A 25,141-nucleotide genomic window follows, 5' to 3' on the forward strand; every position below is an offset into this window, starting at 1 on the left:
TCAGCACACCCCACGGTATTGAACGACCAGACTCAACTTGCGAGTCGTATCAACAGCAACACCAGTCCCAGCAAGAACACGGTTTCACCGACCATCAACAGAATGGGTTTGAGCCCCACCGTGGCCAGCTCCTTCAACTGGATTTTCATCCCCAGCGCACTGATGGCGACGACCAGGCACCAGCTCGACATTTGGTTACCCAGACTCTGCACCGCTGAAGGCAGCCAACCAAAACTGGTCACCGCCGCCAAGGCAATAAAGGCCACAGCAAACCAGGGCAACAACGGTGGCCGCTCACCTGTCCCTTGCCCACCCTGAGAACGGGTGATCAAAACAGCACTGACGATGACCGGCAGCAGCATGGCGATGCGCATCAGTTTCACCACCGTGGCCGTATCGCCGATGTCATGCGACATGCTGTAGCCGGCACCCACCACCTGAGCAACGTCATGGATGGTGGCGCCGAGAAACACCCCGGCTTGCAGCGGGTCCAGGCCGAGCGCCCGGGCAATCACCGGATACAGAATCATCGCCAGGGTCGACAGCGCGGATACGCCAATGACCGTGAACAGCGTCGCGCGCTCCTTGGCATGATGGGCGGGCAGCGCCGCCGCCAATGCCAGCGCCGCGGATGCCCCGCAGATCGCGGTGGCGCCACCGGACAACAGACCGAACAGCGCATTGAAGCCCATCGCGCGCGCCGCCAGCATGGACACCAAAATGGTGACCACCACCGACACGACCACGATCAGCACCGGATGCCAACCAAGCGCCACGATCTGCTCCAGGGAGATGCGCAGGCCTAGCAAGGCAACCCCGACGCGCAGGACTTCACGAGCGCTGAAATCGATACCCGGCTTGCTCGGCCCCGCCGCCAGAAAATTCATGGCCATGCCGAGCAAGAGTGCCAACAGCATCACCGGCGCCTGGTATTGATCGGCCAGAAAACGCGCCGCGATGGCGACCACAATGCTGGCCAGAACACCCGGCAGGTAGTGGCTGACAACCGACTGAAATTGAATGACGGCGGACCTGGTCATAATTAAACCTTCATACCCATCGCCGGCAGTGAACACGCGCTCTCACGCTTGACACGAGCCGCCACCAGAAAGAAGAACCCACCCAGTACCAAGGCGAGAATGTCGCTGACCAGTAACACATGGGTCAGCGGCGAGGCGACCCCGGCAGCCGTCAGCGCATCGCTGATCCAGCCCACGACAAACGAGCCAAGGGCCACCGAAAACAGGTTCAACAGCAGCATCGAGCAGCCCATCACCGTTGAGCGCATGCGCACGGGAACGGCGCCCTGAATCGCAGTGGTCGCGGAACCATACAGCGACATCAACATGAAGATGCCGACTGCCATCCCCACGTAGAACAGCGGTGAATCGGTGGGTACCAAGCGATACGCGATCATGAACGGTGCACACACCAACATGAGCAGTACCAGCACACTGGCGTGGCCGCCCTTGAAACGAGGGGCCAGGCGATCGCTCAACACGCCACCGGCCAACGCGCCCAACGAACCGAAAACAATCTGCATGACGCCCATGGTCATGGCGATCGTGGCCGGGTCCATGCCCCGTTCGCGGGCAATCCAGAGTTGCGCGAACGAAATGCCCGGATAGACCAGATGCGCCAGCACAAAACCGATCACGGTGTAGCGCACGACCCGGTTGCTGTGCAGCTCACCGAACACCGCGGCCATTTGCGTCTTGAGCGGGGCTCCGCGCTCTTGCACCGTAGCGTTGCTGCGCTTGTCGCTCATCAACATCAAAGGCAAGCCGATGACCACCCCGCAAACACCCAGGACATAAAACGTCGTGCGCCAGCCATGCGCGGCACCGAGCGTGCCCGCCAACAAAAAGCTGCAGCCAATGCCCAATGGAATACCGAGGTAGAACAACCCCACCGCCGTGCCCCGACGCTTCTCGGAGAACAGCTCCATCAACAACGCCGTGGCAGCGGGAACTAACGCCGCTTCACCGGTGGCCACCAGAAAACGCGCCGCCACCATTTGCTCGAAGTTCTGGACCAAACCGGAGGCCACCGTACAGACGCTCCAGACAAGCATGCCTGCACCGATCACCCGTGGCCGACTATGACGATCGGCCAGGGCGCCGAGAAACACCGCCATCACGCCATAACTCAGGACCCAGACCGCACCGACCAGAAAGCCGTACTGCGCGTTATTGATCGCCAGCTCGCCGGTGATTTGCGGCGCGAAACCCAGCAGAATATTTCGGTCCACCTGGGCCAGCAGGTGAATCACCATCAGCGTTGCCAAAACGGCGCAGGGACTCTTTTTCCAGAACATCGTCTGTACCTTTGAGTTGTTGTTATGAAGGTAAGGCCGGATGCCGCTCGTCCTGCCCGGACTAGCGCATGGTCCGCCGCTTCGGCCCAAGGGAAAGTGCAGTGATGCGATACGCGTCACCCACCCAGTTGCACAGCAGCGGGCGCGTACTGTCCGGCTCGATGACGTCGATGACGCCAAAGCGTTCGGCCGTACGCAGCGGTGAAGCCAGGGCCTGGTAATGGGCCTCCAGTTCTTTACGCCGCGCCAGCGGATCCTCCGCGGCAGCAATTTCCTGCTTGTAGGCTGCGGCGACTCCACCCTCGATAGGGATCGAACCCCACTGCGCCGAAGGCCAGGCAAAACGGTGTGGCAGTGCCGTGCCCGTCGGGCCATGCCAGGGACTGACCATCGCACCGGCCAGCCCGACACAGCGGCGCAGCACGATGGTGATGACGGGCACACTGGCCTGCTCGATTGCATGCACGGCCTGCATCGCCGCACTCATGGTGCCCTGCATTTCTGCTTCTTGCCCGGTCATGACACCCGGCTGGTCCACGAGGAAGATGATCGGCAAATGAAAGGTGTCGCACAGGTCGATGAAGCGGGTTTGCTTGAGCGCCGCCGCGCGGGTCAGTGCACCGCCGCCGACGCGCGGGTTGTTGCAGATGATCCCGACCGAGTAGCCATTCATGCGGGCAAACGCGGTGATGGTCGACGCACCGAAATCCGGAGACATCTCGAACAGACTGTCTTTGTCGACCAGCGACTTGAGGATCTTGTGCGGATTGAAAATCTTGCGCCGGTCATGGGGAATCGCATCGTTGAGCCAAGCGTCACGGCGACCGGGAGCGTCCGTCGATGCCACCCGCGGCGGCTGTTCCCAGACATTGCCCGGCAGATAAGACAAGAAACGCTTGGCCAGATCCAACGCCTCGGCATCGCTGTTGGCGGCCAGATTGATCATGCCGCTGTGACGATGCACCTGGTCGTAACCGCCGAGGTCATTCTTGTCGATATCGATACCGAACGCCTGCTTCACCACGGGCGGGCCGGCTGCGAATACCTGGCTCTGGCCACGCACCATGATCGCCAGGTGCGAGGCGGCAACCCGCAACGCGCCCAGTCCTGCGCAGGCACCGTGGGCAATGCCGACAACCGGCACGGCACCCAACAGGCTGGTGATCGGCAACAGGGCGTAACCCGGAATCTTGGTATGGCCGAGCTTGTCGAGCAGCTTCACACTGCCGCCAGCGCTGTCGATCATGCGAATGATCGGCAGCTTGTATTCCCAGGCATAACGATCGGCGTAGATCCACTTTTCCGCGACCGCCGCTTCCGACGAACCACCTCGAATGGTGAAATCATCCGCCGCCACCACGGTACGCCGCTGTTCGATCGTGCCCACGCCCACGACTGCCGTGCTCGGTGTGGCCGAGGAAATTTTGCCTTCCGCTGTGTATTTCACGGCCCCGGCCAGGATGCCAAACTCTTCAAAGCTTTCGCTTTCCAGCAAATGGCCAATTCGCTCACGCGCCGTGAGTTTGCCTTGGGCATGATGCTTTTCCACCGCTTCGGGGCCACCCAATGCATAGGCAACTTCGCGACGCGCACGGATGTCGGCGAGCTCCAACGACCATTCAGGGGCAACAGGCGTGCTCATGATTAATTCCTCTCAAGGCGCGCGAGATAGCCATCGCGCAGAATGTTTTTTACGACCTTGCCAGCGTTGTTGCGCGGCAGCGCGTCGACGAATTCAATGAGTCGCGGCTTCTTGTAGCCTGCGATCAATGCAACGCAATGATTGCCGAGCGCTTCGGTGTCGACCGTGGCGCCTTCGCGTCTGACGACGAACGCCGCGATACGCTCGCCCCACTCCGGGTCGGGTAAACCAAGAACAGCAACTTCGACGACTTGCGGATGGCTTTCCAGCGCATCCTCGACTTCCCGCGCGTAGACGTTGAAGCCACCGGAAATGATCATGTCCTTGTTGCGCCCGACGATATAAAGGAAACCCTGCGCATCGAGGTAACCGAGATCGCCCGAGTAGTACCAACCATCGCGGATGGCCTCGGCTTCCAGATCGGGACGGCGCCAGAAAGCCACTTCACCGATTCCGTCGGTGGCGATGGCGATCTCGCCAATTTCACCCATCGCCAACTCTTGACCATGGACATCGCGCACGGTGATTTGCACATTGGCGGTCGGCTTGCCGCAGGAGCGCAGCACATCGTCTTCAGCGTGTTCGTGCGGATACAACACCGCCAGCGGCTGTACCGCCTCGGTCATTCCATACTGCTGGCGCATCACTGGACCGAACCGCGCAATGGCTCTGCGGATCAGGTCAACGGAGGTCGGAGCGGTCCCGTAATGAATGCACTTGAGCGACGAGAGATCGGCCTCGACACCGCTGTCGAGTGTGTCAAGCAAGCGCGTGAGCATAGTGGGCACGCACATCATTTGGCTGATCCGGTGACGCTCGATTTGTTGCAGCGTCTCCAGTGGCTCGAATTTCTCAAGAATCACATTGCGCGCCCCACGCAAGTAGCAGGGCAGCAAATGGACGCCAGCGGCATGGGTCAAGGGTCCGACGTGCAACATGGCATCCTCTATGCCAAGGCTGTATTCCATGGCGTAGAAGTGGTTGCTCAAGCGTTCGTACCAGCGCTTGACCGTGTAGGTAACGCCCTTGGGCTTGCCGGTCGTGCCCGAGGTATAGGCGATACGCAGCAGCGCATCCGCGCAGACCTGCACATTCGGCGCATGTGCCGGCATTGAAGCGAGCACTTCGCGGTAATCCACTACCTGCGGAGCCTGCCAATCAAGCCCAATGACATGGCGCAAACTGGCGACGCCATCGCGAACGCCCTCGCCAATCTCACGAAACTCTGGCCCCACCACCAGCAGGCTTGCACCCGCGTCGTCGAGGATCGCGATTTGCTCGGCCAATGTGTGCCGCGCGTTAAGCGCTACGTAGACCAAACCTGCTTTCTCGACCGCGAAAACGCTCTCGATTGCCTCGGGCGAGTTGTTGAGTAACACAGCGACGCGCTCCCCCACCTGCAACCCAAGGGAAATCAGGGCATGGGCCAGACGGTTACTGCCCGCCTCGACTTCGTCGTAAGTCAGGCCTTTTTCGCCGAAGATCAGGGCGGTGCGGCCACGGTGCTGTCGGGCAGCCCAACTCAGCATGAATCCTGCGGTACGTTTTTTTGTCATGATCTTTTTTGTCTTATTGTCGACAATTTGACACAGCACTTGGGAGTGTTGTGCCCCCGTGTGAGTTATTCCAAATGATTCAATGCGGCTTGATGGGAAGCGTTGATGAGTTCAACCATCATTTCCCCAGCGACCGTATTACTGTTTTGTCTGAGTGCTTCGACCAGGTTTCGCCAATAGTTGACGGACGCCTGCCGGCGCTCTGGAGAACGCAATCCCAGGCGTGTGTAGCGTGCAGTCTGAATCGCCAGCGCACCCATCAGCTCAGCCAACTGTTTGTTATCGCAAGCCTGGAACAACAGCGTGCTCAGGCGATAACTGCCCTGTGCATACTCATCCAGCGCATCCGATTGCGCAGCGATCAGCTCAAGCCGGGTGACGATGGCATCCATTTGATTGACCACTGACGCATCAGGATCAACCAGGTACTTGGCCACCAACCCGGCCAATACGGCGCGGATCTCGAACAGGTTATCGATTTCCTGTCGGCTCAATGAAGTCACATGCGCGCCACGCTGCGGCACGATGGTCACGACGCCGACTTTCTCGAGAATGCGCAGGGCCTCGCGAATCGGACCACGACTGACCTGAAAGTGGTCGGCCAGTTCCTGCTCACGCACGGAGTCACCCGGCCCGTATTCACCCCGCAGAATCGCAAGCGTAATGCTCTCGGCAATCTGCTCCGGCATCGTCAACACGCGCTGGCGACCAGCCCGCATGATACCTATTGCACTACCGCCCTTGGCGGTCGATGCCGAACCTGCATTCATTGACATAGACTTCAATCGCACTCCATTAGCAAAACATCCTGGCCGTCTTTCACGACGTCACCCTCGGCAACGAGAACGCTCAGCACACGACCCGATTCTGCGGCCATCAAGGGGATTTCCATTTTCATGGACTCCATGATGATCAGCGTCTGATCTTCTTCAACGATATCGCCTTCACGCACATGGATCTGCCACACCGTTCCAGCGACATCCGATTTAACCGCGATTGTACTCATTCTCGCCCCCTCCAAAACACAACTGTTTTCTGAAATCGCCGGGCCCTTGGCTGCTGCGCGCTACGCTTTTTCTATCAAGTGCCACACAAACGTCCCAGGTGATGATCAGCAAACTACATGATTGTCTGATTGTTGACAATCCTACGTATCAATGTTTTTATCGGTCAAGGCAATTCGAACAACAAGAGGCCCTGAGGCATGTCGCTCACACATAAAGAAGCACGAAGAATCCTTGAAATACTGGATCACACGACGCATCTGGACTTCCTTGAAGTCCGCGTCGGTGACACCACGCTGACGGCCAGTAAATCGGGCACGATTCAGCGCTCGCTTGAGCCTGCACACAGCAGCGCTACGCCCGCGAAACCCGCACCGGCAGCGCCCTCCGTGCTGGTCACCAGCGAACCGGAAGTCGCCGAAGGCCTGGTGGCCGTGCGAGCGACCATGATGGGCACCTTCTATCGCAAGCCCAGCCCCGACCAACCCTCTTTCGTTGAAGAGAACGCCAGCGTGGAGGCCGGGGCGCCCCTGTGCCTGGTCGAGGCCATGAAACTCTTCAACACCCTCGCTTCTCCGGTGAACGGCCGCGTCGTGCGCATCGTCGCCCAAGACCTGCAGATGGTGCAGCGGGACCAGCTATTGATGATTATTGAACCGGAGGCACGCTGATGAGCAGCATTCCCGTGGCAACCCGTGACATTCGTCGGGTATTGATCGCCAATCGTGGCGAAATCGCCGTACGTATCGTGCGTGCCTGCAAAACATTGGGTATCGAATCGGTCGCGGCCGTCTCCGAAGCGGATCAGGACAGCCTGGCCGCCCGTCTGGCTGACCAATACGTCGTCATTGGCCCGGCGCCGGCAGCGCAAAGCTATTTGTGCGCCGATCTGCTGGTGCGCACCGCGCTGGAACACCGCTGCGACGCCATCCACCCGGGCTATGGCTTCCTTTCCGAACGCTCGCATTTCGCTCAAGCCTGCGAAGACGCCGGTATTGTCTTCATCGGGCCATCGGCCGAAATCATTGATTCGATGGGCGACAAAATCACCGCCGTCGGTCTGGCGGAAAAGGCCGAAGTCCCCCGAGTACCGGGCTCGGATGCCGTGGCCGATGCAGAGACCGCTCGCACCATCGCCAGCGAGATCGGCTATCCCGTGCTTTTCAAGGCAACAGCCGGGGGCGGCGGGCGTGGCATGCGCATCGTGCGCAGCGATGAAGAAGCCGAGGCGGCATTCCGCTCGGCCTCCTCGGAAGCACAAGCAGCCTTTGGCGATCCGACGCTGTATGTCGAAAAGTTCATCGAACTGGCGCGCCATATCGAAATCCAGATCATGGGCGATCGCCATGGCAACGTGGTGCATTTGGGCGAGCGGGAGTGCTCGACCCAACGCCGTCACCAGAAACTGATCGAGGAAGCCCCCTCCCCCAGCCTCGCGCCACAAACCCGGGAGCAAATGGGCGAGTGCGCCGTGCGTCTGGCGAAGAATGTCGGCTACTTCGGCGCAGGTACGATCGAATTCGTGGTCGATGACCGTGATGGCAAATTCTATTTTCTGGAAATGAATACCCGCATCCAGGTCGAACACCCGGTGACGGAAATGATCACTGGCTTCGACCTGGTCGCCGAGCAAATTCGCATCGCTGCCGGTCTGCCGCTGTCGTTCAGTCAGGCCGACGTCAAACTGGTCGGTCATGCCATCGAATGCCGGATCAATGCCGAAGACCCGGATCGCAACTTCCTGCCGAGCCCAGGTCAGGTGAGCGAGTGGCAGCCACCCGAAGGTAAAGGCGTGCGGGTCGATACCCACTGCTACAGCGGCGCCACCGTTCCGCCGTTTTATGACTCCCTGCTCGCGAAGCTGATCGTGCACGCGCCGACCCGTAGCGAAGCCATCGCGCTCATGCGCAAGGCACTGGAGGAGATGAAAGTCGTGGGGCTGTCGACCACTGCCAGCTTCCACCACGCCGTGCTCGACCACCCGGATTTCGTTGCGGGTCTCGTTACCACCCGCTGGGTTGAAGACGTCTTCGTTCCAGCCCGCAAACAGGCCTTGAAACAAGCCAAGGAGCGCGCATGAGCATGACAACGTTGGTCGATGTCAGCCTGAGCGACGGCCAGACGGCAGTCTGGGACGGGGCCGCCAGCACCGCGATGCTACTGGGGACGATGAGCTCACTTGGGCACGCGCGACTGGCCGCCATCGAGGTGTTGAGCCCGGCCGTGATCGCACAATGCATAAGCCGTGATGAAAACCCGCTGCAACGCATCGCCGCGTTGCGCGAACGCGCCAATGGCACGCCCCTGCGCGCAACCGTGAACCTGCTGCCCGCCCATGGCCACATCGATGTACTCGCCGGCGAAGCGCTGGACACCTGGCTGCGCCTGCTCGTCAGCCATGGCATCAGCGAAGTGGTATTGATCGATCCTCAGCTGGATTTCCAGCGTCTGGGTAACGCCGTGCAAATGGCATTGGCGAACGGCCTGACGGCAATCGCCGCCCTGCCCTACGCCGATGATCACGAGCATAGCGACGCCTTCTATTCGGTCTGTGCTGCACGGCTGGCCCAGACCGGTGCACAGCGCATCATGCTGCGCGACGAAGCCGGCCTGCTGCATGTGGATCGCCTGCCCGGCTTGCTCTCGGCCCTGCGCAGCGGCGTGGAGGGTAAACCTCTGGACCTGCACACACGCTGCCATACCGGCCTCGGCCCGCAGGTGGCGCTGGAAGCGATTCGACTCGGCATCGACCGCCTCGATGCTGCGCTGCCCGGCGTCGCCAACGGTGCATCGGTGCCTTCGTTGCCGTTGCTGATCCGCTCTGCGGCGTTGCTCGAACTGCCGCTGCAGTCACCGGATCAGGATCGTCTCAAACAAGCCCAGGCTCAGCTCGCTGCCGTGGCGGATCAGGAAGGATTTGCCGAAAGCCTGCCCTGGGCTTTCGACCTGGCCCCTTACGAACACCAATTGCCGGGCGAAATTGCTGACCAAGCCATGCAAGCATTGCGCAAGCGCGGGCGCCTGGCTGATGTGTTTGAATTTTCCCGCGAGTGCACGCGCATTCGCCAGGAGCTGGGCCATCCGCCGATGCTGCAACCTTTCGCACAAGCGATCGCTCGACAGGCACTTGAACACCTCGATGCCCGCCCACGCTTCGCGACGTTGCAACCCGCGCTACGCCGCTGGCTACAAGGCTGTTACGGCCCGGTCAACACTTCGCTGATCGGCCTGCAACAGCGCATCGGCGCAGTCGCGAACCCTTGCCGTCCGGTCAAGGTGCCCGCCACTGAAGAAGCGCTGGCGGCGCTGATCTGCGGCTGCCCTGCGCTGCCGCCGCAGCAGAAGCTTCACTATGAAGTGCGCTCGCCTGAGCAAGCCCTGACGCACGGGCTGCTGCAACGCTGGCCCGCCTACACCGTATTGAGTGTCACAGGTCCCGGCCTGTCCATCCATCTCGAACACAGCAAGGGGTGACATGTGCTGAATCAACTACGCGAAAAAGTGAACGCGGAATTTGCCCGCACCGGCAAACGTCGGCGTATCCAGCTGGTCGATGCCACCCTGCGCGACGCGCACCAGTGCCTGTGGGCCACCCGTATGCGCACCGAGCACATGCTGCCAATGGCCGAGCGCCTGGATGCACTGGGATTTGATGCGATGGAAGGCGTTGCGTTGGTGCAGTTCGACGCCAGCGTGCTGTTCCTCAACCAGAGTCCGTTGGAACGGCTACGTCTGTTGTCCGAGCGTATTCGCCGCACGCCGCTGCGTGGTGTCGTGCGCAGCAACATGCTGCGCAGTTTCTATCCCGAGCCGGACGATCTGAGCGAGCTGTATGTCGAACGTCTGGTCGCCAACGGTGCCCGCGACATCGGCTTTCTCGACTCACTGCACTGCTGGGACAACCTGGTGACTCCAATGGCCACGGCCAAACGCCTGGGCGCCACCACGACCCTCGCCATGATTTACAACCTGGCCCCCGGTTACGACGCGCCGTTCTATGCAGCCAAGGCACGGGAGGCCATTCAGCGCTTCGATATCGACGCCTTTACCTTCGGCGACGCCGGCGGCAGCATGACGGTGGAGCAGGTGCGCAGCATTGTGCCGGCGATCAAGGCCGTAATCGGTGATCGACCGCTGGAAATAATCACCCATTGTCTGAACGCGACCGGTTCGCTGGTGGCGCTGGAAGCAGCCGTGCACGGTGCCGATCGCCTTTTGTGCTCGATCGATCCGCTGGCCAACGGCAATGCCGGACCATCGGCACAGATGCTGGCTCGCAACCTGCGTGAGATCGGCTTCGAGGTGAGTTTCGATGACCGCGCGGCTGACGAAATCGGTGACTACCTTGCCGGGATTGCCGAAGAGAACGGCTTCCCCGTGGGAGTCCCGGCGGAATACGACCCGGCTCACTTCGTCACCCAGTACGCTGGCGGCGCCATGTCCAATCTGCAATCGCAGCTTCAGCTCGCGGGAATTGCCGACAAGCTGCCGGTCGTGCTCGAGGAGATCGGCCGCATCCGCGTGGAACTGGGTTCGCCCGTGATGGCGACGCCCTTCCCCGCCATGATCGCCGCACAGGCGGTGATGAACGTACTGAGCGGCGAGCGTTACAAGGTGGTGCCGGATGAGGTGAAAAAATACGTATGCGGTTATTTCGGCGCCCTGCCCCTGCCGGTCGATCCCGACGTCAAAGACCGCGTGCTCGCCAACGGCTCTCGTGAGATCGCCATAGAACCGCCGGTGCTGGCCCCAAAGGTTCCCGAGCTGCGTCGCCGCTACCCCGGCCTGTCGGATGACGAACTGCTGCTGCGCGCCATGTACGGCGACGAAAAAATCACCGCGCTGGTACCGACCGTGGTCGACGACACCTTCAGTGTGCGTCGTCCGCTGCACGAGCTGATCGCCGGCCTGGCCAAGCTCCCGGAGCAACGCCATGTGCATATCGCCATGGCCGGTTTCGAATTGCGTACTCGCTGAGGCTGCCATGTCGACTCCTCCTTCTGCACGGCCACTGCCGCAACCCACCACCGAAACGGCCGCCTATTGGGCGGCCGCGCAGGAGCTTCGACTGGTCATCCAGCGTTGCGGCAGCTGCGGCCACTGCCAGTTTTACCCACGGGCGTTCTGCATCAGCTGCCTGTCTGACAGCATCGAATGGATCAATGCCAGCGGTCATGGGCGCATCTACACCTACACGGTCTGTCGGATAGCGCCCTCGCCGGCCTTCGAGTCTCGGCTGCCCTATGTCGTTGCGTTGATCGACCTCGATGAAGGCGTGCGCATGCTGACCAACATCCTGGACGCCGACCTCGAACGCATCGCCATCGGCGCCCGCGTCAGCGTCTGTTTCGAGTCCGTCAGCGAATCCTGCACGCTGCCCCAGTTCACTCTTTTGGATTAGCCGTCACCATGGAAATGATTACCGACCACTTCGATGCCGGCGCCAATCGCCACCCGGATAATGTCTGCTTGCAAGGCACAGGCTTCAGCCTCACTTACGCTGAGGTTCAAGCCGACTCCCATGCCATCGGCCATGCCCTGACGCTGCTGAAACTCCGTTCCCCGCATGTCGGCGTACTGGCGCCCAATCATCCATTAAGCTTCGTCGCCATGCTAGGCGCATTGCGCGCGGGAGCGGCCTTCATTCCCCTGAATGCCCGTGACTCGATCGAAAGCCTGATCTGGTTCATGAGTTTCACCCAGCTGTCCGTGCTAGTGCTGCATTCCCAGTATGCCGAACACGCCGAACGCATTCGCGCTGGCGTGCCGACACTGAAAACCGTGATCGGTCTGGACGAACCCATCGACGGCGTGAGCATCGCCGATTGGTGCCGCGAACACGCAGGCCAGCGCTGCACCGTGCGCCAATCCCTCGACGACACGGCCCTGATCAAATCCTCCGGCGGCACGACAGGACGGCCGAAGGCGATCATGCAGAGCCATCGTGCCCTGCTGGCCTGCTACCGAATCAGCAACCAGTTCATGCCACCGGCGAAGAGTCCCGCGCATCTGGTCGTGGCACCGCTGACCCATGCTGCGGGTGCGACCGCCATGGCGCTGTCGAGTTTCGGCACGCGTAACGTGATCGCCCCCTCAGCCGATCCGGGCGCTGTCCTTGAAACCATCGAACGGGAACGCATCACCCACCTGTTCCTGCCGCCGACCCTGATCTATCGATTGCTGTCGCATCCAGATGCCAGGACGCGCGACTGCTCCTCCCTGGAATACGTGATCTACGGCGCGGCGCCGATGTCCGTGGACAAACTGCGTGAAGGCATCGCTTTGTGGGGACCGGTGTTCGTTCAGGCCTATGGCCAATCCGAAGTACCGGGAGTCATCACGGTGCTGACCCGCGAAGATCACATGCGTGACGGCAAGCACCTGGGTTCCGCCGGCCGCCCTACCGGCGCCTGCGAAGTGGCACTGATGGATGAGGAAGGACAGTTCGTCGAGTCCGGTGAACGCGGCGAGATCGTCGCCCGTGGCGAGCTGGTCGCACCGGGTTATTACGACAACCCGCAAGCCAACGCCGAGGCTCGACGTTTCGGTTGGCACCACACCGGTGACATCGGCGTGTTCGACGAAGGGGGTTACCTGTACATCGTCGATCGCACCAAGGACATGATCATCTCCGGCGGCTTCAACATCTACCCGAGCGAGATCGAGCAGGTGATCTGGGCACATCCGGCGGTCATGGATTGTGCCGTGGTCGGCATCCCCGATGCTGACTGGGGCGAGAGAGTGATCGCCGTCATCGAACTCAAGGCTGGCGCACGCGCGACGGCCGAGGAGTTCATCGCGACCTGCCGCGAAAAACTCGGCAGCCTGAAGACGCCCAAACAGGTGCTGTTCTGGGAAAGCCTGCCGCGCAGCCCGGTCGGCAAGGTGTTGAAGAAAGACGTGCGGGCGCAGCTCATCGCGCAGGAGCCTCAACCATGACGCTCGACGCTTCCCGTCTGGCCGGCCGCTACGCCATTGTCGGTGTCGGCGAGGCCGGTCTCGGCAAGGCGCAGCCGGGTGACACTGCGCTGTCGCTGCAATGCCGATCGGCTCGCGATGCCTTGCTCGATGCCGGGCTCACGCTGGCCGATGTCGATGGGGTATTCGCCCATTGGGACGACCGCGCCAATGCGCTGCTGGTCAGTGAGTATCTGGGCATCACGCCGCGCTATGTCGACAGCACCGTGGTGGGCGGCGGCTCGCCGCTCACTCACCTGATCCACGCCATGGCGGCGATCGATGCCGGCTTGTGCTCCGTGGCGCTGGTCACCTATGGCAGCACCCAGCGCCTGGATCACAGCCGCAGCCGTGGCGGCGTAGTCACCGACCCGCGCTCCCCTTCGGGGCAATTCGTGGCGCCGTACGGTGTGCTCAGCCCGATCAGTTGGTACGCGATGCTCGCTCAGCAGTATTTGCATCGCTATCAGGCGAACGTCGAGGACCTCGGCGAAGTGGCGATCAATGCGCGGCGCTGGGCGCAATTGAATCCACAGGCCACGCTGCGTAAACCGCTGACGATGGAAGAGTATCTGGCTTCGCCGCTGATCTCGGACCCGTTGCGCAAGGCCGATATTTGCCTGGTCAGCGACGGTGCTGGTGCGTTGATCCTGACCAAAACCGAACACGCCCGCACGTTGGCCAAGCCACCCGTCTTCATCCGCGGCTTCGCTGATACCTATCGACATCACATGACACCACTGAGCTCTACCGACTGGCTCGACCCTGGCATTATCGCCGGCTGCACCGAGCGCGCGCTGCACATGTCCGGCATCACGCGCGACGAATTGAGCATGGTGCAGATCTATGACGCCTTCACCATCAACGTGCTCGTCGCACTCGAAGCGATGGGTTTCTGCGCGCCAGGTCAGGCCGGCGCGTTCCTGCGCAGTGGCATCGCTGCGCCAGGCGGCGCACTACCGGTGAATACGTCGGGCGGTGGACTGGCCTTCAACCACTCCGGTCAATTCGGCATGCAATTGATGATCGAATCCGTGCGCCAGCTGCGTGGCGAATGCGCAGAGCGTCAGGTCGCCAACGCCAACAGCTGTCTGGTCCAGGCCAGCGGGCTCTTGATGTCGGCATTCATGTCCATGGTGTTGGCGAAGGATGCCGGTGATTAACAATGATGACAACAAACCCGTCTCCCACTATGCAGGCCTTTCGCATGTTCGACTGGCACGACGGCGGCCGCCTGTGCCAAGTGCCGGTGCCGGTTCCCGGCCCCGGCGAGGTGCGACTGCGAGTCGGCGGCAATGGTCTCTGTCAGTCGGACCTGCATGCGCTGGACGATCTGTGCTGTTCGCCACCGCATCTGGATGTGCAACTGCCGATGACCCTGGGCCATGAAATCGCGGGCTGGATCGATGCGCTCGGGTCGGGCGTCAGTTGCTGGTCTGTCGGTCAGGCCTGCGCCGTCAGCATCCCCGGCTGTGGTCATTGCCGCGCCTGCATCGACGGCTGGAACAACTACTGCTCGGCCTCGCGGCGCATCTATGGCGGCGGGTATGACGGCGGGCTTGCCGAGTACGTCGTCGTTCGCGAGGACTGCCTGGTGGACATCGGCAATCTCGAACCCTGGAAGGCCGCGCCGCTAACCGACGCCGGACTCAGCGCCTACCACGCGGTCAAGCGCGTCGCGCCGATACTGCAACCGGGCAGTAGCGTACTGGTCATCGGTGTCGGTGGACTGGGGCATATCGCTATCGCCGCGCTTGGCGCGATTACGGCGGCCGAAGTCATCGCCATCGATACCCGTGTCGAGGCCTTGGGACTTGCTGTCAGCCAAGGGGTGGATCGGGTTCTGGATGCCAACGGCCTAACACCTGAGCTGTTCCTCAAGCGCATCGGCCGGGTCGACGCGGTTCTGGATTTTGTCGGCAGCGGCGACACCCTGCGTCTGGCAGCCGGTGTGATTCGTCCCCTCGGTCACATCGTGGTAGTCGGGCGCGGACGCGGTGCATTTGAACTACGCAATGGCTCGCTACCGTATGGCGCGATGATCAGCACCACCTTCGGTGGTAGCAAATCCGAGTTGATCGAACTCGTCGCTTTGGCGTCCACCGGCCGTTTACCGATCCATCTGAAGCGCCACCGGCTGGACGAATTGCCAGAGGTCTTGCGCCAAATGCGTCGCGGCGAAATCGTCGGGCGTGCCGTCATAGTTCCCAATGAGACTGACTGATGACCCACGAACACTTATCACCGGAACAGGAACTACACGTCCGCCGCGCGAGCACCCTGCAAATGGGCGGCGAGAAAAAACTCCAGGCACGACGCGATACCGGCGTGCTCAACGCACGTGAACGTCTTGATGGCCTGCTCGACCCGCAGTCGTTCAGCGAAATCGGCATGCTGGCCCACTCGTCCCGCCCCGAAGATCGGGACAGCACACCCGCCGACGGCAAGATCACCGGCTTTGGCCGCATCGACTCACGCCGGGTGGCCGTGGTGTCCAACGACATGACCGTGAAAGGCGCGTCGTCCTCGTGGATCAATGCACGCAAGATCGCCTACATGAAGGAATGCGCCACCCGCAACGGCATGCCGCTGATTTTCCTCGGCGAATCGTCGGGCCAACGCATGCAGGATGCGATGGGCGCGGCGAGCATGGCCAGTGGTGGTCAGGACGCCCAGCAATACTGCCGGCGCCGCGAGATCCCTTGGGTCAGCGCCGTACTCGGACCGTGCTTCGGATCGGCGAGTTGGTACTCGTGCCTGGCCGATTTCACGGTGATGCGCAAGGGTGCACTGCTCGCCGTCTCCAGCCCGAAAGTCACCTCAGTCGCGATCGGTGAATCTTCGGACACCGAAGAACTCGGTGGCTGGCGCATGCACGCTGAGATCACCGGGCTGGCCGACATGGTGGTCAATACTGACCAGGAAGCGCTGACCGCTATCCGGCGCTTTCTCAGCTACCTGCCCTCGCACTCGAATGAGACGCCCGCCGTGCAGCCCTGTCAGCCCGAGGACCACCCGGACGCTTCGGGACCGGAAACCATCGTCCCGGTCGAGCGCAGCAAGACCTACGACATGCGCAAGCTGCTCGCCACGCTGGTCGATCGCGACAGCCTGTTTCCACTCAAGGATCGTTTCGGGCGCTCGGTCGTCACCGCCCTCGCCCGTCTTGAAGGTGCCAGCATTGGCATCGTCGCTTCCAATCCGCAATTCAAAGGCGGAGCGCTGGACGCCGATGCCTGCCGCAAGGCCACCGGTTTCATCGCTATGTGCGACTCGTTCAACATCCCGCTGGTGTTTCTCGTCGATACGCCCGGCTTCCTCGTGGGCATCGAAGGTGAGAAACGCAGCGCGCCCGCACACATCATGAACATGATTCACGCCGTGCAACTCTGTTCGGTGCCGAAACTCTCAGTGATCGTGCGCAAGAGTTTCGGTCAGGCTTATCTGAATTTCGGCGGAGGCCGCAACAGCGACCAGTCGGCCGCCTGGTGCATGGCCGATGTCAGTTTCGTCGACCCCGGCGTGGCGGTCAGCGTCGTGCATGACGTGACACGTGAGACCAATCCCGAGCGCTATGCCCAGCTACACGCTGAATTTTCAAAAGACACGTCGGCCTTTGCCCTGGCCGGTGCAATGGGCACCCACGAGGTCATTGCACCGAGTGAAACCCGCCGTTTCCTCGTCGAGGCGCTGGTAGCTCAGCGGCGCGGATTCAATAACGGTGTCGGGCGTCACGAAATGAGTACATGGCCGACCTACTTTTGACCAGCGGCCAGCAAAGCCATTAATCATTGACGTGCGGCGGGTTCGCTTTACGCGCAATCACGCCGCATGAATTTCAAGGAATCGCCATGAACGTTTTAATCGTGCACGCCCACCCCGAGCCAAAATCCTTTACCGCGGCCCTGCGCGACCAAGCGGTGGAGACCTTGCAAGCGCAAGGACATCAGGTCCAGGTCTCGGACCTGTACGCGATGAATTGGAACCCGGTGGCCAGTGCCGAGGATTTCTCCGCCAGGGAAAACCCTGAGTACCTCGTTTACGCGCTTGAGCAACGACGCAGCAGCAAAGAGCAGACGCTCGCCGCCGATATACAGCAAGAGCTGGACAAGCTGTTGTGGGCGGACTTGCTGATCCTCAACTTCCCCATTTACTGGTTCTCGACACCGGCCATCCTCAAGGGCTGGATTGATCGGGTACTGGTGTCCGGCATCTGCTATGGCGGCAAGCGCTTTTATGATCAAGGTGGACTGCGAGGCAAAAAAGCACTGGTGACGGTGACACTCGGCGGACGTGAACACATGTTCGGCGAAGATGCCATCCACGGTCCTTTGGAAGATATGTTGCGTCCGCTGCTGCGCGGGACGTTGGCGTATATCGGGCTGGAGGTCTTGCCGCCTTTCGTTGGCTGGCATGTTCCCTACGTCAGTCACTCGGATCGACAGGCGTTTTTGCAGAGCTATCGACAACGACTGGAGAACATCGGTGAAGATCAGCCAATGGAGTACCCGCGTATGAATCAGTTCGATGATCGTTTATATCCGTTGACGTAAATAGCCGACGTTCCGGGTTGCAAGCCACATCGCTGAAAATTCCTCTTCCGAGCTGGGCGGATCAGTATTTATCCGGGGGTGAGACTTCCGATTTTCCTTATATACCGCTCGGAAAGGTGGCTGGACAATCCATTCTCGCCCACTGCTGCAGCTCTTTACCGTACATGGACTGCGAGGCCGTGGCGCTGGGCATTCCCTGACCAATTGACTTGCACGGTGGACTTTCGTTGATGGGTGAAACCAAAGGGCCGCTCAAACACTCAAGATCACGCTGGCTCGGTACGTGCTCTCAACTTGTCATCTGCGTTGTAGTCCTTGTGGGTGCCGTCGTACTGCTGGGATGGATCTTCGATGTCGATCGCCTGAAGAGTCTTGTCACTGGCGCGGTTTCGATGAAGGTCAACACTGCCCTCGCTCTGCTGGCCTCAGGCATAGCCCTTTGGGCTGGACCACCGAACTCAACCCCTGACGGTCGACGGTTGCTCAGACAAATCCTCGCTAGCCTGGTGACGTTGACAGGCAGCCTGACGCTCGGCGAATACCTCTTCCAGGTTGACCTCGGCATCGACCAATTATTCTTCCTTGATAGCCCGACCGCAGCGTTGACGGTGAATCCAGGACGAATGGCGCCGGCAACGGCGCTGTGTGTCATTTTCTGTGGTGTGAGCCTGTTTGTGCTCGGCATCCACCAACGACTTGCCCAAACCTTTGCGTATTTCACCTTACTTATCAGCCTGACCGCCGTGGTCGGGTATGCCTTCAGCGTTAGCTCGCTTTACACCGTCGGCGCTTACACAGCGATGGCGATCCAAACGGCCATGTCGTTCATGCTACTGAGCATCGGCATCCTGGCAGCGGAGCCAACCAGCGGATTCGTCAGTGTTCTGATTAGCGATACAGCGGGGGGGATTGTCTCCAGGAGCCTGCTTGCCACCATTCCTATTTCAGTGCTCTCAATTGGCGCCGCGCTGATATTCGGAGAAAACCGCGCCTACTACGACAGCCGATTGACCCTGGCACTCATGGCGACCATATGCATTGTGGTCCTGGTGCTGGTGATAGCCGAAGTCTCCACCCGCCTGCACCGCATTGACCTGTCCCGTGAAAGAGCAAGAACCGAACTTGCCGATATCAAGACGGCACTTGAACACAGGGTTGCAGATCGGACGCAAGAGCTTGAAAGGGTAAACGCCAGCCTGGTGGCCGAAATCGCCGAACGACAACGAGTGGAAGAGGAAATGAGGCAACTTTCGCTGACCGACGAACTGACCGGACTACACAACCGTCGCAGCTTCTTCCTTCTAGCGAATCAACAACTGAGAGCTGCTCGCCGCAAGAAAGTCACCAGCCTTCTGTTCTTCGCGGATGTCGACAGGTTGAAACAAACGAACGATACCTATGGGCATGAGGCGGGCGACCTCGTCATTGCCGCTACCGCCCAAGTCCTCAAGGAGTGCTTCAGGGACACGGATATCGTCGCTCGCATCGGTGGCGACGAGTTTGTCATCCTGGCGGTGGACTGCGGCCAATCGTCGGCCGCCATCAACGCGCACATGCAGGCGCTGATCAATGAGCTCAACACCAGCGGTCGCTGTCGCTTCCCGCTCTCTCTGAGCACAGGCGTCGTCAGCTGCCCACCTCATGAACTGATCCCCCTGGAAGCACTGCTGGCGAGTGCCGATTCGATGATGTACAGCAATAAGCAAAAACGTCGCAACCCGCTTTGCGACGTTCAAACTACATGACCCTCGGGCAGGTCAGCCCCCTTCCCGCCCCTTCAGCACATGCACGAATCTATCTGCCCCTGCGCTACCGTGACCGACGTACGCCAACCATCGCGGGCAGGCGCCCACACCTCAGTCCCCTCGCAGAATCAGCGCATGCACACCGTCCCATTCGGCGAAGACTTTTTGCCCGCAATGCACGCCAAGCCGGTTGTAATCGGCATGGGGTTTCTGCACCTGCAGTTCGAGCCCGTCGCTGGCTTCGAGGTAGATGTTAACCATCGAGCCGATGAACTCTTCACCGACGACGGTGCAGGTCAGTCGGTTGTGCCGGACCGGCTGCGCGGTCAGGTCGATATGCTCGGCGCTGACGCAGACAGTGACTCGCTCTCCGGGGACGACCGACTTCCCCTCTGGCAACCGCGCCAGGAATTCACCGTGCTCGCAATCGAGGCGTACCAATCCCGCATCGTTGAAGCCGACGACCGCGCCGCAGAGGATGTTTTTGCCGCCAACGAACTCGGCGACAAAGCGGTTGTGAGGCTCAAGGAAAATCTCCTGTGGCGCGCCGATCTGTTCAACCCGGCCCCGACTCATGATCACCACCCGATCGGCCATTGCAAACGCTTCGGATTGACTGTGAGTGACGTAGACAAAGGTGATACCCAAGTCTTTTTGCAGTCCGGTCAGCACGCCTTGCATGCGCACGCTCAGATGAGCATCGAGCGCGCTCAGCGGCTCGTCGAGCAGCAGGATCGGCGGTTCGGTCACCAACGAACGTGCCAACGCCACCCGTTGGCGTTGCCCCCCGGAAAGCAGGCTGATATCGCGGGTGGCGAACTCCTCCAATCCAAGCCGCTCAAGCCAGTAAAGTGCCTTTTTGCGCCGATCGGCCTTGGCCATGCCGCGCATGCGCAGGCCAAACTCGACATTCTCCACCACGTTAAGAAACGGGAACAACGCCAGGTTTTGCCAGACCAGTGGCGTCTCTCGCTCCCAGGAGCAGAGGTCATTGATTCGCTCACCGTTAAGACGAATTTCACCCTCGCTGGGCTTATCGAGGCCCGCGAGCATGCGCAGCGTTGTGGTCTTGCCGCATCCGCTCGATCCCATGATCGCGACGAACTCACCTTTGTAAATTTCCAGGTTCATACGCTCGACGGCCTGGTAGCTGCCGAAGTGCTTGACCACGTTGTCGAATACCACCAGCGGTTGAGTCATGGCTGAATCCTTCGTGTCCGGATGATTGTCAGGGTGGTATCAGGCACTCGCGGGCTTACGCCGCCGCATCAACAGCAGCTGCGCGAGGGTCACCAGTGTCATGGTCGTGATGAAGACGATCGTGCCGATCGCGTTGATGGTCGGGCTCACCTGGCCTTGCAGGGTATTGAGGATGCGCACGGGGACGGTCTCGTTCAGTCCCGACACGAACCAGGCGACGGCGAACTCATCGAAGGAAACGGCCATGGTCACGAACAGCGCAGCGAATATGCTGGGCGCAGTGAATGGCAGGATCACATAACGCATGGCCTTCCACTGATTGGCCCCAAGGTTCCAGGCCGCCGCCTCGATGTTCGGGTCCATCTGCGCCAGGCGCATCCTGATGACTGCCATCGCGAACGGTGCACACATCACGATGTGGCTGATCATGACCGCGTAAATCTCGCCGGAAAGCCCGACCCGCGACAGAAACGCCAGCATTGCCAGCCCCATGATCACCACCGGAATGGTGGGCGGCATTAGCGCGAGCGCCATGTAGATCGACTTGCCGAAGAACTGGTAACGGAAGTCTGTATATGCCGCAGTGAATCCGAGCAGCGTCGATACCAACGACACGACCACCCCTACCGTGAGGCTGTTCCTGAAGGCTTGCCAAACCGCCGGGTCAGCGGCGATCACCTCGTACCAGTGCAGGCTGAAACCGCCCAGCGGCAACGACGGAAAACGGTCGATGTTGAACGAGAATACGAAGCTGCCGGCAATCGGCGTAAAGATGAAGATGAACACCAGTACGACAAAGCTGCGCAGCAAGAAGTTAATCAAACGATGCTCGTTCATGCGCGTCTCCGGTAAGCAAAGCGAACCGCGCCAAAGGCCGCGATGAGCAGTGTGACGATCATCATCGTTGCGATCACCGCCGCGCGTGGCCATTGCTGACCGGACTTGGTGGTATCAGTGATCAGGGTGCTCAAGGTCGGTGGCTGACCTCCGCCCAGATAGAGCGGACTGACGAAGTCGCCGAAGGTCAGAATGAAACAGAACAGCGCCGCGACAACGATGCCGATCCGCGCCGACGGCACGACCACCAGGAACACTGTTCTCAGTCTTCCGCAGCCAAGGTTATGCGCCGCCTCGATCAACGAACGATCGATGTACATCAGGCTGAAGAGTTGAAGCAGCACCACTAATGGCAGGCATAGCGTGAAGTAGCCAACATAGGTGCCGAACGCTGTGTTCAGCATCGCCAATGGCTCCAGGCCGAGTTGACCCAGCGCGCAATTGAAGATCCCGTTATCGCTGAGGAACACTTGCCAGGAATAGGTGCGAACCAGGTAGCTGGTGAAAAACGGCGTGATCAGCAGCAACACCAGCAACTGCTTGATCGACTCGCGGAACTTGAAGGCGATCGTATAGGCACAGGGGAAAGCCACCATGCTGACCAGTACGGTGGCCCCCGCCGCCATCGCAAGGGTGTGGACGTAGGCATCCCAAAAGAAGCCGCGACTGAGCATGTAGCTCCAGTTCAGCCACTCAAACGTCGGCACCATTCGGAAGTTGCGCACGACCCAGAAGCTGATAGCGACCAGGAACGCCAGCGGAAATACAAAAAAGATCAACTGCCAGATCAGGATCGGCATCGAGAAACCGAGCCCATACCAGGGCAGACGCCATCCCCTTTTGTGGCCTCGCTGCCGCACCAATAGCTCGGCAGAAGCGTTGTCCGTCAGTACCGGCGGTGAAGTCTTTAACTTGTCTGTCATCATTGCGATCACCTCCACGCGTCTCGTCAGGCACCCTTGTATTGCGACCAGAAGTCGTTCCACTCCTCCAGGTTCTGCTGGACTGGTAGCTCGCGGTACTTGATACGGCCGTCGCGGATATCATCCATGACGTTGCGCTGACCGAGCACCATGCCTTGACGCTTCGCTTCGGCGGGGTCCGTTCGGTTCAGCAGTTCCCATCCTTTTTTGTTCGGGATAAGTGCTGGATAGGCCGCCATCTTCGCCGACTTGACCTGGCCTTCCGGTGAGGTGATGTATTGGATGAACTTCTTCGCCAGATCCGGGCTGTGTGCTTTTCGGGCGATGCAGTAAGACTCCGTCCATTGCAACCCGCCCTCCTGCGGCAGCACGGTTTTTACCGGTGCGCCGGCGCGTTGCAGGACCCCGGTGATCCAGTCACCGATGCCGCACATGGCATGGACCTGACCGTTTTTCAGCGAAGAAAAGGTTCCGCCGTAATCGAAGAAGCCACCGATCTGCGGACGTAGACTCATCATCTTCTGCTGCACGGTTTGCCAGTGCGCAGCATCGATGTCATAGGGACGCGCATTGCCATTGAGCAAACTGACCTGTCCAAGGTTCGGCAGGTGCCAGTCGAAGTGTCCGACCTTGCCTTTGAGGCTTTCATCCCAGAACAGGTCGTAGCTGCGCACCTTGGCTTCGGGCACGAGTTGCGTGTTGTAAGCGATGCCGAGAAAGCCAAAGCGGATCAGCACCGAGTAGAGCTTGTCCCCTTGCCAGTGGCCGGGAAAATGCTGGAACTCGGGGTAGAAGTCATCGAAGGGGTAGTCAGCCGGGTCGAGTTGCTCGATGTAGTCGGCGGCATTGAGTTGCTGCACATATTCGGCGTCGGACAGGATCAGATCGAAGGTGCCGGGCGGCGATTGCGAGATCAGCCCCAGCATGTTGTCCCCGCCGGTGTAGTACTTGGCCCGGACCTTGACCCCATATTTACGCTCGAAATCGGCGACGATGTCCGGCTCCGCGTGCCCGGCCCATGCCAGGATCACCAGTTCTTTTTCCGCGGCGGCAAAGCTTCTCAGGGGCAGCACGCCGCAAAGCGCTGCGGTGCCTGCCAGGATGCTAGTGGTCTTGAGGAAGGTACGGCGTGAAAGGTCGATGCGATTATTCATTATTGTCTCTCCTGGGTGATGGAAAGTGCCTCTGTCCGTTTCATCCTTTTGCTGTTGCTTCCTGCTGCTGCGCTGCCAGTCCCACGCATCATTGGCTGGCTGGATCCATTGCAGCAGGTTGCCATCACCCATTTTTGTACGCGTCCGACCTGAAGTTTGTCAGATCCGACTCATGACGCTTCTCACTCAAAAGCGGCGAACCCTCGTCCGATAACCGGACATAAACGACAAACCAGAGGGTGTTTTGTCAATTACGGGTCGGATTTAGACAAATCGCCGCCCGCCCCCTCTGATCGAATTGTTCCAGGCGCCACCGTCGATTCCTGCAATCCAAAGGGGCGGTCAAACACTCGGCAAACGCCCCCCCATCCACCGGTTAAAAATTACCAAGCGGTCAATCACTTTCAGAGGGTGCGTAGATGAACAACAGCGTCGTTATTGGAGAACTCACCTGGCCAGATTATGCAGAGAAGGTCGCGGCCGGCTGCCCGATCTTTCTGCCAGTGGGTGCACTGGAACAACATGGACATCACATGTGCATGGAGGTCGATGTTCTGCTGCCGACCGCGATATGCAAAGCGGTCGCGCAAAATGTCAGCGGCCTGGTCTTGCCTGCACTTGCCTATGGCTACAAGTCCCAGCAGAAATCCGGAGGCGGCAATCACTTTCCTGGAACGACCAGCCTCGATGGCGCCACGCTGACCCACACCGTGCAAGACATCATCAGAGAACTTGCACGCCATGGCGCACGCAAACTGGTGATGATGAATGGTCACTATGAAAACTCGATGTTCATTGTCGAGGGCATTGACCTTGCGCTAAGAGAACTTCGCTACGGTGGCGTCAATGACTTCAAGGTTGTCGTGCTGTCCTATTGGGACTTCGTTAACGATCCAGGCGTCATCGAAAAGCTGTATCCCGATGGATTCCTCGGCTGGGATATAGAACATGGCGGTATTTTCGAAACGTCCTTGATGCTGGCTCTTCACCCCGACAAGGTCGATCTGAGTCGTGCCGTAGATCACCCGCCAGCGACCTTCCCGCCTTACGACGTCTTCCCCATCATCCCGGCGCGCACGCCAGCCTGCGGAACACTGTCATCCCCGAAAGGCTCCAGCCGGGAGAAAGGTGAGCTGATTCTGCAAGTGTGCATCTCTGGCATCAGCGCCGCCGTCCGAGAGGCTTTTGATCTGGTGTAGGAGCGAGCTCGCTCGCGATGGACGTAAACGATAACGCGTGCTTTCTGAATCAAT

General features: G+C 60.2%; 22 protein-coding genes. 12 read left to right on the top strand and 10 right to left on the bottom strand.

The features are described from left to right. Positions 1-32: 32 nt before the first annotated feature. The 6 genes from AC1MDT_RS10605 to AC1MDT_RS10630 form a co-directional block, all read right to left on the bottom strand. Positions 33-1,040, bottom strand: coding sequence for a YeiH family protein (locus AC1MDT_RS10605; protein WP_480421974.1), 1,008 nt, complete (start codon positions 1,038-1,040; stop codon positions 33-35). A gap of 2 nt (positions 1,041-1,042) precedes the next feature. Next, the gene (locus AC1MDT_RS10610; protein WP_480421975.1) at positions 1,043-2,317 is read right to left on the bottom strand and encodes a spinster family MFS transporter; all 1,275 of its coding nucleotides are present in this window, start codon (positions 2,315-2,317) and stop codon (positions 1,043-1,045) included. A gap of 61 nt (positions 2,318-2,378) precedes the next feature. Beyond that, positions 2,379-3,959: an acyl-CoA carboxylase subunit beta gene (locus tag AC1MDT_RS10615; RefSeq protein WP_480421976.1), complete on the bottom strand. Its 1,581-nt coding sequence runs from the start codon at positions 3,957-3,959 to the stop codon at positions 2,379-2,381. A gap of 2 nt (positions 3,960-3,961) precedes the next feature. Then, complete coding sequence (locus AC1MDT_RS10620) at positions 3,962-5,515, bottom strand: class I adenylate-forming enzyme family protein (RefSeq protein ID WP_480421977.1); 1,554 nt, start codon at positions 5,513-5,515, stop codon at positions 3,962-3,964. Positions 5,516-5,580: 65 nt separating this feature from the next. Continuing rightward, the gene (locus AC1MDT_RS10625) at positions 5,581-6,291 is read right to left on the bottom strand and encodes a GntR family transcriptional regulator (RefSeq protein ID WP_480422750.1); all 711 of its coding nucleotides are present in this window, start codon (positions 6,289-6,291) and stop codon (positions 5,581-5,583) included. A gap of 5 nt (positions 6,292-6,296) precedes the next feature. Then, entirely contained in the window at positions 6,297-6,521 is a 225-nt protein-coding gene (locus tag AC1MDT_RS10630) for an acyl-CoA carboxylase biotin carboxyl carrier protein subunit (RefSeq protein WP_480421978.1), read from the bottom strand. 198 nt (positions 6,522-6,719) lie between these two features. Between AC1MDT_RS10630 and AC1MDT_RS10635 the strand changes: the two genes are divergently transcribed. The 11 genes from AC1MDT_RS10635 (at position 6,720) to AC1MDT_RS10685 (ending at position 19,774) form a co-directional block, all read left to right on the top strand. After that, positions 6,720-7,190, top strand: coding sequence for an acetyl-CoA carboxylase biotin carboxyl carrier protein (locus AC1MDT_RS10635; protein ID WP_480421979.1), 471 nt, complete (start codon positions 6,720-6,722; stop codon positions 7,188-7,190). Continuing rightward, entirely contained in the window at positions 7,190-8,599 is a 1,410-nt protein-coding gene (accC, locus tag AC1MDT_RS10640; protein ID WP_480421980.1) for an acetyl-CoA carboxylase biotin carboxylase subunit, read from the top strand. Before AC1MDT_RS10635 ends, accC begins: the two co-directional genes overlap by 1 nt. Further along, the gene (locus AC1MDT_RS10645; protein ID WP_480421981.1) at positions 8,596-9,993 is read left to right on the top strand and encodes an acetyl-CoA carboxylase biotin carboxylase subunit family protein; all 1,398 of its coding nucleotides are present in this window, start codon (positions 8,596-8,598) and stop codon (positions 9,991-9,993) included. Before accC ends, AC1MDT_RS10645 begins: the two co-directional genes overlap by 4 nt. Positions 9,994-9,996: 3 nt before the next feature. Continuing rightward, positions 9,997-11,496, top strand: a complete 1,500-nt coding sequence (locus AC1MDT_RS10650; RefSeq protein WP_480421982.1) for a hypothetical protein — start codon at positions 9,997-9,999, stop codon at positions 11,494-11,496. 7 nt (positions 11,497-11,503) lie between these two features. Continuing rightward, positions 11,504-11,920 (top strand): Zn-ribbon domain-containing OB-fold protein, encoded by a 417-nt coding sequence (locus tag AC1MDT_RS10655; protein ID WP_480421983.1) that lies wholly within the window; start codon positions 11,504-11,506, stop codon positions 11,918-11,920. An 8-nt stretch (positions 11,921-11,928) separates the two neighbouring features. Then, positions 11,929-13,458 (top strand): AMP-binding protein, encoded by a 1,530-nt coding sequence (locus AC1MDT_RS10660; RefSeq protein WP_480421984.1) that lies wholly within the window; start codon positions 11,929-11,931, stop codon positions 13,456-13,458. Beyond that, positions 13,455-14,639 (top strand): thiolase C-terminal domain-containing protein, encoded by a 1,185-nt coding sequence (locus tag AC1MDT_RS10665; RefSeq protein ID WP_480421985.1) that lies wholly within the window; start codon positions 13,455-13,457, stop codon positions 14,637-14,639. The genes AC1MDT_RS10660 and AC1MDT_RS10665 overlap by 4 nt, the downstream gene beginning before the upstream one ends. Before the next feature lie 44 nt (positions 14,640-14,683). Continuing rightward, positions 14,684-15,700, top strand: coding sequence for an alcohol dehydrogenase catalytic domain-containing protein (locus AC1MDT_RS10670; RefSeq protein WP_480421986.1), 1,017 nt, complete (start codon positions 14,684-14,686; stop codon positions 15,698-15,700). After that, entirely contained in the window at positions 15,700-17,241 is a 1,542-nt protein-coding gene (locus AC1MDT_RS10675) for an acyl-CoA carboxylase subunit beta (RefSeq protein ID WP_480421987.1), read from the top strand. Before AC1MDT_RS10670 ends, AC1MDT_RS10675 begins: the two co-directional genes overlap by 1 nt. 86 nt (positions 17,242-17,327) lie before the next feature. After that, positions 17,328-18,029 (top strand): NAD(P)H-dependent oxidoreductase, encoded by a 702-nt coding sequence (locus tag AC1MDT_RS10680; RefSeq protein ID WP_480421988.1) that lies wholly within the window; start codon positions 17,328-17,330, stop codon positions 18,027-18,029. Between the two features lie 230 nt (positions 18,030-18,259). Continuing rightward, on the top strand, positions 18,260-19,774 hold the full coding sequence (locus tag AC1MDT_RS10685; RefSeq protein ID WP_480421989.1) for a diguanylate cyclase domain-containing protein: 1,515 nt from the start codon (positions 18,260-18,262) through the stop codon (positions 19,772-19,774). A gap of 111 nt (positions 19,775-19,885) precedes the next feature. On the opposite strand, the gene AC1MDT_RS10690 is transcribed toward AC1MDT_RS10685, so the two are convergent. The 4 genes from AC1MDT_RS10690 to AC1MDT_RS10705 are packed head-to-tail and all read right to left on the bottom strand — an operon-like array spanning position 19,886 to position 23,888. Next, positions 19,886-20,974, bottom strand: a complete 1,089-nt coding sequence (locus tag AC1MDT_RS10690; RefSeq protein WP_480421990.1) for an ABC transporter ATP-binding protein — start codon at positions 20,972-20,974, stop codon at positions 19,886-19,888. Positions 20,975-21,013: 39 nt separating this feature from the next. After that, entirely contained in the window at positions 21,014-21,811 is a 798-nt protein-coding gene (locus tag AC1MDT_RS10695; RefSeq protein WP_480421991.1) for an ABC transporter permease, read from the bottom strand. Next, positions 21,808-22,737 carry an ABC transporter permease gene (locus AC1MDT_RS10700; RefSeq protein WP_480421992.1) on the bottom strand — a complete coding sequence of 310 codons (930 nt, stop codon included), beginning with the start codon at positions 22,735-22,737 and terminating at the stop codon, positions 21,808-21,810. Before AC1MDT_RS10700 ends, AC1MDT_RS10695 begins: the two co-directional genes overlap by 4 nt. Positions 22,738-22,760: 23 nt before the next feature. Then, complete coding sequence (locus AC1MDT_RS10705) at positions 22,761-23,888, bottom strand: extracellular solute-binding protein (RefSeq protein ID WP_480421993.1); 1,128 nt, start codon at positions 23,886-23,888, stop codon at positions 22,761-22,763. Positions 23,889-24,307: 419 nt separating this feature from the next. Here AC1MDT_RS10705 and AC1MDT_RS10710 point away from each other — a divergent pair, with 419 nt between their 5' ends. Beyond that, positions 24,308-25,087 carry a creatininase gene (locus AC1MDT_RS10710; protein ID WP_480421994.1) on the top strand — a complete coding sequence of 260 codons (780 nt, stop codon included), beginning with the start codon at positions 24,308-24,310 and terminating at the stop codon, positions 25,085-25,087. Positions 25,088-25,141: the final 54 nt, after the last annotated feature.

The sequence above is a fragment of the Pseudomonas sp. ASL7 genome (assembly GCF_056680375.1).